Below are 14,018 nucleotides of genomic sequence, written 5' to 3' on the forward strand. Positions count from 1 at the left end.
CGCGCGGACCGCGGCCGGGCAAGATTACTTTTCTTTCAGACACTTGCCTCAAGACTTGCGGCCGCCGGCACGACTGGGACGAGTGAAGTTGAGTTTGGGGTCTCGAAGAACGAAAAAGCGAAAGCAAAACGTGCCTGCCCGCGCCGGCAGAAAGGCGCGCAAGCCGCGTTTCGCGTGCGCGACCCGAGACCTTGTCGAGCGCGACGAAGTCCTGCGCAGCCGCGCCGAGGCGGAAGCCGCGATTGCGGAAGCGCGCAAATCCCATGAACGCCTGCGCCAGGCCATCGATATGCTGCCGCAGGGCATCGTGTTCCTCGATGCCGAAGGCCGTTACGTTCTCTGGAACAAGAAGTACGCCGAGATCTACAGCAAGACCGCCGATCTGTTCGAGGAAGGCGCGCGCCTCGAAGACACGCTGCGCATCGGCGTCGCCCGCGGCGACTATCCCGAGGCCATCGGCCATGAGGACGAGTGGATCGCCGAACGTCTGCAAAAGCTCTATCAGCCCGGTGCGCGCCACGAGCAGAAGCTGTCGGACGGCCGCGTCATCCTGATCGACGAGCGCCTGACCGACGACGGCGGCGTCGTCGGCCTGCGCGTCGACATCACCGAGTTGAAGCAGCGCGAGGCCTCGTTCCGCCTGCTGTTCGACGGCAATCCCGTGCCCATGATCGTCTGCGCGCTGGACGACGAATGCATCATCGGCGTCAACGACGCCGCTGTGGCGCATTACGGCTACAGCCGGGCCGAGTTCGAGAAGCTGAAGATCCGCTCCTTGCAGGCCTTCGACAGCGAGCCGCCCTGGACCGCCGAGCGCTCCAGCGAGGAACAGGCCGGGCGCACCTGGAAGCACGTCAAGGCCGACGGGGCGCTGATCGACCTTGCGATCTACTCCCGCGAACTGACCTATGCCGAGCGGCCCGCGGTGCTGCTCGCGCTGATGGACATCACCGAGCGCAAGCGCGCCGAAGCGCGGCTCGCCTTCATGGCCCAGCATGACGCCCTGACCGGCCTGCCCAATCGCAGCCTGCTGCGGCAGCAGATGGACGAGATGCTGCTCCACACGCGGCGCAGCGCCGAGAAGGTCGCGCTCCTGATGCTGGGGCTCGACAATTTCAAGGCGGTCAACGACACGCTGGGGCATGCGGTCGGCGACAAGCTCCTGCGCGGCGTCGCCAAGCGGCTGCGCTCGACCCTGCGCGAGGATGACGCGCTGGCACGGCTCAATTCGGACGAGTTCGCGATCGTGCAAAGCGGGCTGACGCGCCCCGAGGACGCGGTGATACTGGCTAAGCGCCTGCTGGAGGCGATCGCCGATCCCTATCTGCTCGATGGCCATTCCGTGGTGATCGGCGCCTCGATCGGCATTGCGATGGCGCCGGGCGATGGCGATGATTCCGAGAAGCTGCTCAAGAGCGCCGACATGGCGCTGTCGCGCGCCAAGCTGGATGCGCGCGGCACCTTCGCCTTCTTCGAGGCCGCGCTCGATGCGAAGGCGCAGAGCCGCCGCAAGATCGAGGTCGAGCTGCGCGACGCGATCCAGAACGACGTGCTCCGTCCCTATTACCAGCCGCTGATCGATCTCCAGGGCGGCCGCATCACCGGCTTCGAGGCGCTGGTGCGCTGGCCGCATGCCGAGCGCGGCATGGTCTCGCCGGCCGAGTTCATTCCGGTCGCCGAGGACACCGGCCTGATCAATCCGCTCGGCGGGCTGATGCTGCGCCGGGCGTGCCTCGATGCTGCGGCCTGGCCCGACGACGTCCGCGTCGCCGTCAACCTGTCGCCGCTCCAGTTCCGCAGCGGCAATCTGCTCTCGGTGGTGACGGACGCGCTGAAACATTCCGGCCTGCCGCCGCGCCGGCTCGAGCTCGAGATCACCGAGACGCTGCTTCTGGAGAAGAGCGCGCAGGTGCTGGCGACGCTGCACGCGCTGCGCGCGCTCGGCGTGCGCATCTCCATGGACGATTTCGGCACCGGCTATTCCAGCCTCAGCTATCTGCGCAGCTTCCCGTTCGACAAGATCAAGATCGACCAGTCCTTCGTGCGCGATCTCGGCGCCAACCGCGAGGCGCAGGCGATCATCCGCTCCATCGTCAGCCTCGGCAAGGGCCTCGGCGTCACCATCACCGCCGAAGGCGTCGAGACCGAAGCCGAGCTCAGCTGTCTCAGGGCCGAAGGCTGCCACGAGGGCCAGGGCTTTCTGTTCAGCAAGGCCCGTCCGAATGCGGAGATCATCGGCCTGCTCGCGGCACAGCGCGGCATTGATGCCGCCGATGACGAGGACGCCGCGCTGGTGGCGTGATATCCGCCGTTGCCGGTCGAGCGATCACATGTCCGAACGTAGAAGGTCGTCATGCCCGGGCTTGTCCCGGGCATCCACGTTCTTCGCGCCGCGTGACGAGACGTGGATGGCCGGGACGAGCCCGGCCATGACGATGCGAGGCTTTCGCACAAGCTCTCAGGTCGTGTGCGTTCCCTCCCGCAAGCGGGCGGGGGCAATCGCATATGATCTCTTGGAAGTTTCTGGGCAAGCGCCTCGTCCTTCGAGACGACCGCTCCGCGGTCTCCTCAGGATGAGGCTTCGCTCAAGCGGTGTCCTTTGAAACTGCTGCTGCACACTCCACCCTCATCCTGAGGGCCCGCCGGGGAGCGTTGCGTCATTGTGGTTCGCGATCAGTGGCCGCCAAGATCGCCTTTCCCACATCCTCATAATGCGTATCCCGCGCCTGGATCTGCTGCGCGATGGCGTGCATGTCGCGGAACCGGCGCTCGAACGGATTGCTGCGGAACACCGCGCTCGCGCCGGCCATGTGATAGGCGGCATCGACCACGCGTGCGGATTGATGGATGGTCCAGGTCGCGGCAAGGCGGACCGCGTTCCGATGCGCCGCGCTGAATTCGCCGGTCGCAGACAGGTCGCGCCACATCGCGTTCGCGGCCGCATAGAGATAGGCGCGGGCGGCACGCAAATCACCCTCGGTGCGGCCGATCAGCCCCTGGACGGCCTGGTTGTCGCGCATGGCGCCGGCCGCCAGCGACTGGTGCTTTCCACGCGCCAGCGCGATAGCCGCATCCAGCGTGGCGCGCGCGACGCCGAGCGACACCGCGGCAAAGCCGAGGCTGAAGGTCGAGCCGGTGCCGATCCTGTAGAGCGCGCCTTTCTCGCGGAGCGCGGTCGGCACGTCGCGAAACGCCGTGAATCGCTCGGGGATGAAGAGGTCATTCACCTCGTAGGAATCCGTGCCGGTGCCGGCGAGCCCGATCGCCTGCCAGACGTCGTGCAACGTCGCGCCCGCAACCGGAAACAGGATGGTGCGCACCTGTGGCGATCCATCGGCATTCTTGCGCGGCGCGCCGTCAGCGCCGACGATGCGGACATGCGCGCCCAGCCAACTCGCCTGCCGCGAGCCCGAGGCAAAGTCCCAGCGCGCAGTGACGCGATAGCCGCCCTCGACCGCGCGCGCCTCATGCGCGATCGCGCCCCAGGCGAGGATGCCGGGCGGGGTGTTGAATATTTCCTGCGCGGTGTCGTGGTCGAGCCAGGCCGCGATCATCGCGCAGACGCTGCACTGGCCGAGACACCAGGCCGTCGAGGCATCCGCCTTGGCGATTTCCTCCAGCATCTGCATGAAGGCTTCCGGCGCAGCTTCGGCGCCGCCGAGGCTCTGCGGCAACAGTGTCCTGTAGAGTCCGTTCTCGATCAGCGCGGCCACGACGCCCGGCGTCAGCCGCCGCGTCCGCTCGATCTCGTCGGCCTCGCGTGCAATCAGCGGCGCGATGGCGCGGGCACGTTCGATCAGACCAGATCCGGCAAGCTCGGACATTCCCGTCGTCTCGCTCCTTCTGCCGTGAGCGGTATGGGAAGCGATGGTGGTCCATCTGGCTGATGGGATCAAGGGCGATGCCGTCGCCATTTCATTGTCGCCCATGCAACGAGGGGTCTTCGGCCTTCGTCCACCGCTGGCGCGATGGCGATACCGTTGACACGGGGGCAACTCGAATTCGGCGGCTGTGGCAGCTGCGGCGACAAGCTTTCTGGACCATGGCAACATGGCAATGTACGCTCCGCGCCCGATTGATTTGAATGAGCCGGGGACCACGGCATCACGAGCCGACCGGGCAAGTGCTCGCCGGCTCGGCGGACCTGATCAAGAGAGGCAGCGCGCGGGAGTGAAGTGGATTGCGACCATACCGCCACCCCTGGCGGAGCGCGATCTTCGGATCGATCTCTTTCGGGGCCTTTCCCTATGGTGGATCTATATCAATCACATCCCGGAAAGCTATCTGAACAGGTTCACGCCCAAGAATTTCGGCTTCAGCGATGCGGCAGAAATTCTCGTATTCTTGTCGGGCCTTGCGTCCGGCATCGTATACGGCGACCTGCTGCGTCAGTCCGGCTTTGCGGCCGCGAGCTTGCGCATGTTGCGGCGTTCGTTCGAAATCTATGTCGCGCAGATCATGACTGTCGTCCTGTTGCTGGCGGAGGTGGCGTACATCGCGGCATGGCAGCCCGGCATGTTCGATCACGCCAACCTGGCCATCCTGCTGCAGGAGCCTGCTGAAACACTGCTCCAGGTGGCACTGCTGCGCTATTCCCCGGTGAATCTGGACCCTCTGCTGTTGATGGTCATACTCCACTTCGCGCTCATTCTGATCGTGCCGTTGACGATACGCGCCTGGCCGCTGGCCCTGACCGGATCCGTCGCTCTCTATGTTCTCGCCCATCAGTTTGACTGGTACATCCCGGCCTATCCAAGGGGGCAGCTCTATTTCAATCCGCTGAACTGGCAGTTGCTGTTCGTGATCGGCATCTGGTGGGGGGCAAACCGCGGCGATTGGCAGCTTGCCGTTCTCAATTCCCGGGCTCTCGCCTTCCTGGCGGCGGGCTACGTGCTGTTCTCGTTCGTGATCACCCTGGGCTGGCAGATCCACGCGATCGAAGCCTACGTGCCGGGATGGCTGTCGCGTCTGATCTATCCGGTCGACAAGACCAATCTCGATATGCTGCGATTGTTGCATTTTGCTGCGCTCGCACTGCTCTGTTGGCGCCTTCTTCCAAGCAATGCCAGCATCTTGAAAGCCAGAGCACTGCGACCGCTGATACGATGCGGCGAGTATTCGCTCGCGATCTATTGCGCCAGTGTTCTGCTGTCCTTTGCAGCCCATGCACTGCTCAGCCTGGGCTCGAACAGCCTGGCATCGCAGACGCTGGTCACTCTCCTGGGCCTAGGCCTGATGAGTGTCATGGCGATGGTGCTCGCCGCAATCGATCGCGGCATGTTTCCCAATCTCAGGCCGTTGTAGTTCGAACACGAATGCGCATTGTTCTGCCGTCAGGCCGCAATGCGGCCGAGATCGAGCGATGGCCGGCGCCTGGTCGGGAAGCTCAGCGCCACCGCGACGGCGGCGAGCCCGATGGCGAACGAGCCGGCGTGCAGCCATGTGTAGCGCTGGAAATTGTCGAACACGATCCCGCCGGCCCAGGGCCCGAGCGCCATGCCGAGGCTGGCGAAGGCCGACACCGCGCCGAACACCGTGCCCATGATGCGCGCGCCGAAGAATTCGCGGACCAGCACCGCATAGAGCGGCATCACCCCGCCATAGGCGAGGCCGAACACCACCGAGAGGGCATAGAATTCGCCGAGCTGCGCCACCGCCAGATAGGTCGCGATGCACATGGCCTGCACGAGGAGCCCGCCGACCAGCACGGGCTTTGCGCCGATGCGATCGGCCAGCGCCCCCAGCAGCAGGCGGCCGCCGAGGCCTGACACGCCGGCGACGCTGTAGACCGTCACCGCCGTGAGCGGGGCGATGCCGCAGACCATGGCATAGGACACCATGTGGAAGATCGGGCCGGAATGCGCGGCGCAGCAGGCGAAATGGGCAGCGGCGAGCGCGATGAACTGCGGCGTGCGCAGCGCCTGCGCCGCGGTCAGCTCGACATCAGGCGCAGCGTCCGACGTTGCGGGGTCGGCAATTGCCGGCGCCGGACGCACCAGGAAGCAGGCGGGGATCAGGAGCGCCCAGGCGGTGATGCCGATCACCAGCATCGCGGTGCGCCAGTCGTAGGCCGTGATCAGCCAGCTCGCGGCCGGTGCGATCGTCACCGGCGACACGCCCATGCCGGCGGAGACCAGCGCCACCGCAAGGCTGCGATTCTTCTCGATCCAGGCGCTCGCGAGCGCCATCATCGGTGCATAGAAGCTGCCGGCGGCAATGCCGATCAGCACGCCGAAGCAAAGCTGGAATTGCCACAGGGTCGCCGCCTGGCTCGCCGTCACGAGCCCGAGCCCCAGCAGCAGGCTTCCGGCGAGCACCACGATGCGGGTGCCGAACCGGTCCGACAGCGCGCCCCAGAGGAACGCGGCCAGGCCCATGCAGAGGAAATCCAGCGTCGCCGCCGCCGACACGCCGGCGCGCGACCAGCCCATCGCTTCCGAGATCGGCTGCAGGAACACCGCGAGCGACAGCATCGTGCCGAACCCGACACAGGTCATCAGCGCACCCGCGGCGACAACGACCCAGCCATAATCGAAGCCTGACGGCTTGCTCATGCGTTTCCTCGGCGCTTCTGGTTTTGTCGGTGGTGCGCGCGGGGATGGTGGCCCATCCGCAGGCGGAGGGCAAGGCTGGCGGTTATGCGCGAATGCTACGCCAGGCGCGCGAGCAGCTGATGGCGATGATCAAGCTATCGGGAGGACCATCATTCCGGGGCGCGCCACTTGGCGCGAGCCCGGAATCCATTTCTCCACGTTACTTGCTGCACGATGGATTTTCAGATGCGCAATTGCGCACCATGGCTCGCGCTTTGCGCGCCCCGGAATGACGACGGGGCTCAGCCGATCGCACACGCCGGGATCATTGCGTTCTGCCAGTGTTTTGCCCGACAGGTCAAACAGGATTCGGAGAATCGAAAAAACGCAATGCGAACAAGGGGCCGGCTACTGTGCATGGGGTTGTTTTCGTGGTTTTTGTCTGCGGGCTCCCGATCACCGATCGACCCGGACCCTCGTCACGCCCGAACTGGCCCGCGCCCCTTCAGCTATCCACCTTCAGCGCGGCAATGAAAGCCTCCTGCGGGATGTCGACCTTGCCGAACTGCCGCATCTTCTTCTTGCCTTCCTTCTGCTTCTCCAGAAGCTTGCGCTTGCGGGTGATGTCGCCGCCGTAGCATTTTGCGGTGACGTCCTTGCGCAGCGCGCGCACCGTCTCGCGGGCGATCACCTTGCCGCCGATCGCCGCCTGGATCGGGATCTGGAACATGTGCGGCGGGATCAGCTCCTTCATCTTTTCGACCATGGCGCGGCCGCGGCCTTCCGCGCGGGTGCGGTGGACCAGCATCGAGAGCGCATCGACCGGTTCGTTGTTGACCAGGATCTGCATCTTGACGAGATCGGCCGGCTTGTAGTCGGTGAGATGATAGTCGAACGAGGCGTAGCCCTTGGAGACCGACTTCAGGCGGTCGTAGAAGTCGAACACGACCTCGTTGAGCGGCAGGTCGTATTTCACCATCGCGCGCGAGCCGACATAGGTCAGCTCCTTCTGCGAGCCGCGGCGGTCCTGGCACAGCTTCAGCACGCTGCCGAGATATTCGTCGGGGGTGAGGATCGTGGCCTCGATCCATGGCTCCTGGATCTCCGCGATCTTGACCACGTCGGGCATGTCGATCGGGTTGTGGATCTCGATCTCGGTGCCGTCGGTCAGCTTCATCTTGTAGATGACGCTCGGCGCGGTCGCGATCAGGTTCAGGTCGAATTCGCGCGACAGCCGCTCCTGGATGATCTCGAGGTGCAACAGGCCGAGGAAGCCGCAGCGGAAGCCGAAGCCGAGCGCGGCCGATGTCTCCATCTCGAACGAGAAGCTGGCGTCGTTGAGGCGCAGCTTGCCCATCGCGGCGCGCAGCGTCTCGAAGTCGTCGGCATCGACCGGGAACAGGCCGCAGAACACCACGGGGATCGCGGGCTTGAAGCCCGGCAGCATCTCCGTGACCGGCTTCCTGTCGTCGGTGATGGTGTCGCCGACGCGGGTGTCGGCGACTTCCTTGATCGCGGCGGTGATGAAGCCGATCTCGCCGGGGCCGAGCTCCTCGACCTGCGTCATCTTCGGCGTGAAGAAGCCGACGCGCTCGACGTCGTAGGCGGCGCCCGTGCCCATCATGCGCACGCGCTGGCCCTTCTTCATGGTGCCGTCGACGATGCGCACCAGCACGACGACGCCGAGATAGACGTCGTACCAGCTGTCGACCAGCAGCGCCTTCAGCGTCGCATCGCGATCGCCCTTCGGCGGCGGCAGGCGCGTGACGATGGCCTCCAGCACGTCGGGGACCCCGAGGCCGGTCTTGGCCGAGATCATCACCGCGTCGGAGGCGTCGATGCCGATGACGTCCTCGATCTGCTGCTTGACCTTCTCGGGCTCGGCGGCGGGCAGGTCGACCTTGTTCAGGACCGGAACGATCTCGTGATTGTTGTCGAGCGCCTGATAGACGTTGGCGAGCGTCTGCGCCTCGACGCCCTGGCTGGCGTCGACCACGAGGAGGGAACCTTCGCACGCCGCCAGCGACCGCGAGACTTCGTAGGCGAAGTCGACATGGCCGGGCGTGTCCATCAGGTTGAAGATGTAATCCTTGCCGTCCTTGGCGCGGTAGGCGAGGCGCACCGTCTGCGCCTTGATGGTGATGCCGCGCTCGCGCTCGATGTCCATGGAATCGAGCACCTGCTCCTTGCCCGCCATCTCGCGGTCGGAGAGGCCGCCGGTCATCTGGATCAGGCGGTCGGCCAGCGTCGATTTGCCATGGTCGATATGGGCGACGATGGAGAAATTGCGGATGTTGGAAATGGGGACGGTCGTCATGGGCGCGGGATACCACTCACATCCCCGTGCGGCAACCATATTGCTGTATTTTCAGGGCCTTTCTTCACGCCAAGCTGATTCCACGGCAGGCCAAAACGCGCTACGCACGGCCCATGTCCACCACCTCGATCCCATCCGCCAGAGCGCGGGCGAAGACCCGCTTGAGTTACAACCGCTTCCGGGCCTGGCTGGTTGCCTGCGCGATCCGGCCCGAGGCGCGCCTGTGGCTGGTGATCCAGCTTGCCATCCTGCATGCGGTGCTCTGGACCTTTATCCTGATCAATCTCAAGGCGGCGCAGGACGTTCACATGGACGTCGCAGAAGCCTATGGCTGGGGCCAGAAATTCCTCTGGGGTTATGGCAAGCACCCGCCGCTGTCGGGATGGGTGGCCGGCCTCTGGTTCAAGGTGTTCCCGGCGGCGGACTGGGCGACCTATGCGCTCGCGATGGCGACGGTGAGCGTCGGCATGGTGATCTGCTGGCTCGTGAGCTTGCGCGTGGTGGATGCGCGACGTGCGTTCCTCGTCGTGGTGATGATCGCACTCTACCCGATCTTCAATTTCAAGGGCTTCAAGTACAACCCGGACCTGCTCCAGCTCGTCACGTTGCCTCTCCTGGTGCTCGCTTATCTCAACGCGTTCGGGAAGCGGACCTGGCAGTCCGGAGTCTTGCTCGGCCTTGCCGGCGCGCTGGCGCTGATGACCAAATATTGGGTGCTGACCATGATCGGCGCCATCGGACTTGCCGCGCTGATCCATCCCGACCGGTTGCGCTTCCTGTCGTCGCCCGCACCGTGGGTCGCGATCGTGACCATGGTCGCGGCGATGATCCCGCACATCGTCTGGCTGGCGGACGCGCATTTCGTGCCGCTGACCTATGCCGGCGACACCTACAGCCTCCAGGACAGCGATCAGGTGCATCAGCTCGTCGCCGGCTATGTGCTGCACAATCTGGGGCTGCTCGCATTGCCGGTGGCGCTCGCGGCGCTGGCCATGGCGCTGGTGCCGCCCTGGGTCAAGCTGCTGCTGCGCGCCCCCTCGCGCATCGTCACACGCGCCTGGGCACGCGGCGGCAATTCCGGCGTCAATGTCTCGCAGGCCCTGAACGTCTGGATCGTCCAGGTCATCGTCGCCTTCGGCCCGCCGCTCGGCGCGCTGGTCTTCAGCATCTACATGAAGACCGATTGGGGCATCTCGCTGTTCTTCCTGGTCCCGCTCGCGCTGGTCGCGATTCCTGCATTGCGGGTGCAGAGCGCTGTGCTGTTCAACATCGCCGCGATCTGGCTCGTGCTCAGTGCCGCGACGCTTGCCGCTTCGCCCTGGATCGCCTCGCGCGAGATGGCGGCCAATGCCGGCAACACCGCGACCTATGGCGCGCGCTCGGAGCTGGCGCGCGAGCTGACCCAGGCCTGGCACGCGCGCTTCGCCTCGCGCTGGGCCGTCGTCGCCGGCACCATGGAGTCGATCCAGCCGCTGGTGTTCTACAGTCCGGATCATCCGGCCGCGCTGCTGCCGATCGAAGCCTGGGATTCCGGGCTGACCTCGCGTGATGACGTCAAGAAGTACGGCTTCATTGGCGTGTTTGACCCGACCGACGAACGCCTGCCCAAGTTCGAGAAATGGGTGTCCGAGACCGCCCCGAACGCCGAGCGCATCGTGATGGCGACGCGCCGCTTCACCCACGGCAAAGCGGGCGCGTCGATGAGCTGGAACATCTACATCGCGCCGCCGGCGGCGAAGTGACCGAAGCTCATTCCGGGGCGATGCGCAGCATCGAGCAGCGGTGCGCGATTGCGCATCTGAGAATCTCGAGATTCCCCGGTGCGCAATTGCGCACCTGAGGTCTGGTGCTGTCGCATCATCCCGGAATGACAAGCCTAAAGCGCGATGCGATCAGGATGAATCGTCATCGCGCTTTAGGTTGTTGTTTAAGCATGATCTTTTCGGAAAACCGCTGCGCACTTTTCCGGATCATGCTCTAAATCCCTTCCTCGTTGAACTTGCTCTCGACGAGTTCGGTGATCGCCGCGAGCGCGGCTTCGGCATCCGTGCCGGCGGCGGATACCGTGATCGTCGTGCCGGGTCCGGCGGCGAGCATCATCAGGCCCATGATCGAGGTGCCGCCGACGGTCTCGCCGCCGCGCGTCACCCACACCTGCGCGTCGAAGCGCTCGACCGCCTGGACGAATTTCGCGGAGGCACGGGCATGCAGGCCGCGCTTGTTGATGATCAGGAGATCCTTGGAGATCGCGCCCGCGGGCACGCCTGTCCCCGCTTGTGACGCCTCCCCGCTCATTTGCCGGCGAGGACGCGGCTGGCGATGGTGACGTATTTGCGGCCCGCTTCCTGAGCCATCGCGATCGCATCGGGCAGCGAACGCTCCTCGCGCACCTTTGCGAGCTTCACCAACATGGGAAGGTTGATCCCCGCGAGCACTTCGACCTTGGGCCGGCTCATGCAGGATATTGCAAGGTTGGATGGCGTGCCGCCGAACATGTCGGTGAGGATCGCAACGCCGTCGCCGGAATCGACGCGGTTGACCGCCTCGATGATGTCGCTTCGGCAGAGATCGGAATCGTCTTCGGCGCCGATCGTGATCGCTTCGATTTGCTTTTGTGGACCCATGACATGTTCAAGCGCCGCCTTGAATTCGTCGGCAAGGCGCCCGTGGGTCACAAGTACTAGACCAATCATCGGAAAACTCCTCGCGGGCGCTTTTGGTGCACCGCACGAACGCGCCACTTTGACCATCCAGAGCCCCCGCGCAAGGGGGGATGTTGCGTATCTCCCTGAATCTAGACGGATGGATAAGGGGAGCTGCGCCGGTCTATTCGGTCGCGATACTGGGGTTGATATGGTTACAATTTCCCTTCAAACAATCGCCGGAAAGGTTAACGGAGGATGAACTCTTGGTAGTGGTCAAGGCCGCAACAACCAGGGGGAGGGGCGAATAGCCGCGGCCGACCGGGACTCGCGGTAATTCGACACCTAAAATGCCTGTCTTCAGGGATTCCGCCGGTGGCAGGCGCTCCGCATCCGCTGCGTCCAGATCGACCACGAGACCGACAGTCGCATGCTCCACGAAGTCGCAGCGGCGGATCCCCAAGCCCCGGATCTCGATCAGGCCGGCCAAGACCGGCGCGGGCCGCACCTCAATTTCGTGGCCGACTGTCGCCAGATGGACACGGTCATCGCCGACCAGAACGGCCCTTTCCACCACGCCCGAGCGTCCGGCCATGATCAAATCAAAGGCAAGGCGCGACTTGCCGGAGCCCGAGGGCCCGCGGATCAGCACCGCCAGAGATCCGACCTTGACGGCGGAGGCGTGAACGCTGGACCCGGCGTCGCTCATAGGGCCGGCAGCCTCACCACGAAGCGCGCGCCGGCAACCGCCGGAGCGCCGTCGGCATCCAGCGGGCCGGGACGGTTCTCCGCCCAGATGCGTCCGCCATGGGCGTCGATGATCTGCTTGGAGATCGACAGGCCAAGGCCGGAGTTCTGGCCAAAGCCCTGATGCGGACGGTCGGTGTAGAAGCGCTCGAAGATGCGCTCCAGCGCGTCGTCGCGAATGCCGGGGCCGTCGTCGTCGACCACGATCTCGATCTCGCCGCGCACGCGGCGGCAAGTGAGGCGCACCTTGCTGCCGGCTTCCGAGAACGATTGCGCGTTGGAGAGCAGGTTGGAGACCACTTGCCCGAGCCGTGAATCATGGCCGGTCACGGAGAAGGTGTCGTTCGGGCTCCGGCCCTCGAAGCGCGTCTCGACCGCGACGTCGTGGCCGAGCTTGGTTTCATTGGCGACGGACACCAGCGTCGTCAACAGGCGGCGCAGATCGACCGGGACCGCATCCTGGCGCTGCAATTCGGCATCGAGGCGGCTGGCGTCGGAGATGTCGGAGATCAGCCGGTCGAGCCGCTTGACGTCGTGCTCGATCACTTCGAGCAGGCGCGCGCGGCTGTTCTCGTTGCGCGCCAGCGGCAGCGTCTCGACCGCCGAGCGCAGCGAGGTCAGCGGGTTCTTCAATTCATGGGCGACGTCGGCGGCGAACATCTCGATCGCCTCGATGCGGCTGTAGAGCGCGCTGGTCATGTCGCGCAGCGCGCCGGAGAGGTGGCCGATCTCGTCGCGGCGGCGCGTGAAGTCGGGAATCTCGATGCGGGCCTTGATGCGGCGGCGGACGCGCTCGGCGCTGTCGGCGAGCCGGCGCACGGGCCCGGCGATCGTGCTCGCGAGCAACAGCGACAACATGATCATGACGGCGGCGGCGACGCCGCCGACCTTCAGGATGGCGAGGCGCTCGGCGGTGACCATCTGGTCGATGTCGTCGCCCTGCGTCGACAGCATCAGCGCGCCGTGGATCGCGCGCGAGCGCAGCACCGGGACCGCGACCGACACGATCACCTCGCCGCGCGCATTGACCCGCACCATCGAGCGCTTCTGGCCCTGCAGGGCGTCTCCCACCTCAGCATAGCCATTGCCGTTCTCGGGCCCGAGTTCGCGATAGAGCGGCAGGTCGCCGCGGTTCAGCCAGGTGCGCACCGCGACCATGCCGCGCTCGACGATACCGGGCTTCTCGGCCGGAGGCGGCAGATCGAAGCGCAGCACGTTTTCGAGGTTGCGGCTGTCGAGCAGCAGGCTGCCGTTCGGATCGTAGATGCGGGCGCGCGTCTTGGTCGGCGAGATCAGGGTGCGCAGCACCGGCGCCACGCGCTCCGGATTGATCGGGAAGTCCAGCGGCGAATATTCGTCCGAGCCGCCATAGGTCTCGCCCGGCTTGAGGTCGAGCAGCCTGTCGGGATCGATGGTGATGGCGTTGGTCTGCACGGTCGCGGAGGCCGCGATCGCGCCGGCGATGATCTCGGCCTGCACCAGGAGACTCTGGGCGCGCGCATCGATCAGGCCGGCGCGGAATTGCGACAGGTACAGGATGCTCGCCACCAGCGCGACGAGGCCGGCGAGGTTGAGCGAGACGATGCGGCGGGTCAGGCTCGAGAAGGACAGCGCGAAGAAGAACTGCCCGGCGCGCTTCAGCCAGTTCAGCGGCCGCCAGCCCTGCGGCTTGGCTTCGGCAAACTGCTCCGGAACGCCGTCGGATGCGACATCCCCGGCGCTCTGGTTTGGATCAGGCTGCGTTCGGTCCAGCAATGCTTACGCCCGCGTTAGGACAGC

11 protein-coding genes are annotated in these 14,018 nt (G+C 65.4%); 4 read left to right on the forward strand and 7 right to left on the reverse strand.

Annotation, left to right across the window (positions count from 1 at the left end):
* Positions 1–130 precede the first annotated feature (130 nt).
* Complete coding sequence (locus ACSHT2_RS23150; RefSeq protein ID WP_440636730.1) at positions 131–2,302, forward strand: EAL domain-containing protein; 2,172 nt, start codon at positions 131–133, stop codon at positions 2,300–2,302.
* Positions 2,303–2,657: 355 nt separating this feature from the next.
* On the opposite strand, the gene ACSHT2_RS23155 is transcribed toward ACSHT2_RS23150, so the two are convergent.
* Positions 2,658–3,824 carry an acyl-CoA dehydrogenase family protein gene (locus ACSHT2_RS23155; RefSeq protein ID WP_440636732.1) on the reverse strand — a complete coding sequence of 389 codons (1,167 nt, stop codon included), beginning with the start codon at positions 3,822–3,824 and terminating at the stop codon, positions 2,658–2,660.
* A gap of 226 nt (positions 3,825–4,050) precedes the next feature.
* Here ACSHT2_RS23155 and ACSHT2_RS23160 point away from each other — a divergent pair, with 226 nt between their 5' ends.
* A complete protein-coding gene (locus ACSHT2_RS23160) occupies positions 4,051–5,304 on the forward strand; it encodes an OpgC domain-containing protein (RefSeq protein ID WP_440636734.1) in 1,254 nt (417 codons plus the stop codon).
* A 29-nt stretch (positions 5,305–5,333) separates the two neighbouring features.
* On the opposite strand, the gene ACSHT2_RS23165 is transcribed toward ACSHT2_RS23160, so the two are convergent.
* Positions 5,334–6,554, reverse strand: a complete 1,221-nt coding sequence (locus ACSHT2_RS23165; RefSeq protein ID WP_440636736.1) for an MFS transporter — start codon at positions 6,552–6,554, stop codon at positions 5,334–5,336.
* Between the two features lie 44 nt (positions 6,555–6,598).
* Between ACSHT2_RS23165 and ACSHT2_RS23170 the strand changes: the two genes are divergently transcribed.
* Complete coding sequence (locus ACSHT2_RS23170) at positions 6,599–6,826, forward strand: hypothetical protein (protein ID WP_440636738.1); 228 nt, start codon at positions 6,599–6,601, stop codon at positions 6,824–6,826.
* 212 nt (positions 6,827–7,038) lie between these two features.
* Here ACSHT2_RS23170 and lepA read toward each other — a convergent pair whose 3' ends face one another.
* Positions 7,039–8,850 (reverse strand): translation elongation factor 4, encoded by a 1,812-nt coding sequence (gene lepA, locus ACSHT2_RS23175; RefSeq protein WP_440636740.1) that lies wholly within the window; start codon positions 8,848–8,850, stop codon positions 7,039–7,041.
* A 113-nt stretch (positions 8,851–8,963) separates the two neighbouring features.
* Here lepA and ACSHT2_RS23180 point away from each other — a divergent pair, with 113 nt between their 5' ends.
* Positions 8,964–10,592, forward strand: a complete 1,629-nt coding sequence (locus tag ACSHT2_RS23180) for a glycosyltransferase family 39 protein (protein ID WP_440636742.1) — start codon at positions 8,964–8,966, stop codon at positions 10,590–10,592.
* Between the two features lie 235 nt (positions 10,593–10,827).
* Here ACSHT2_RS23180 and ACSHT2_RS23185 read toward each other — a convergent pair whose 3' ends face one another.
* The 4 genes from ACSHT2_RS23185 to ACSHT2_RS23200 form a co-directional block, all read right to left on the reverse strand.
* Positions 10,828–11,145 (reverse strand): HPr family phosphocarrier protein, encoded by a 318-nt coding sequence (locus ACSHT2_RS23185; RefSeq protein ID WP_271531350.1) that lies wholly within the window; start codon positions 11,143–11,145, stop codon positions 10,828–10,830.
* Complete coding sequence (locus tag ACSHT2_RS23190; protein ID WP_024339151.1) at positions 11,142–11,543, reverse strand: PTS sugar transporter subunit IIA; 402 nt, start codon at positions 11,541–11,543, stop codon at positions 11,142–11,144. Before ACSHT2_RS23190 ends, ACSHT2_RS23185 begins: the two co-directional genes overlap by 4 nt.
* A gap of 133 nt (positions 11,544–11,676) precedes the next feature.
* On the reverse strand, positions 11,677–12,201 hold the full coding sequence (locus ACSHT2_RS23195) for an HPr kinase/phosphorylase (RefSeq protein ID WP_440636744.1): 525 nt from the start codon (positions 12,199–12,201) through the stop codon (positions 11,677–11,679).
* Complete coding sequence (locus tag ACSHT2_RS23200) at positions 12,198–13,994, reverse strand: stimulus-sensing domain-containing protein (protein ID WP_440636746.1); 1,797 nt, start codon at positions 13,992–13,994, stop codon at positions 12,198–12,200. The genes ACSHT2_RS23195 and ACSHT2_RS23200 overlap by 4 nt, the downstream gene beginning before the upstream one ends.
* Positions 13,995–14,018: the final 24 nt, after the last annotated feature.

Origin of the sequence: Bradyrhizobium sp. PUT101 (assembly GCF_052043945.1) — a bacterium.
Lineage (GTDB): Bacteria > Pseudomonadota > Alphaproteobacteria > Rhizobiales > Xanthobacteraceae > Bradyrhizobium.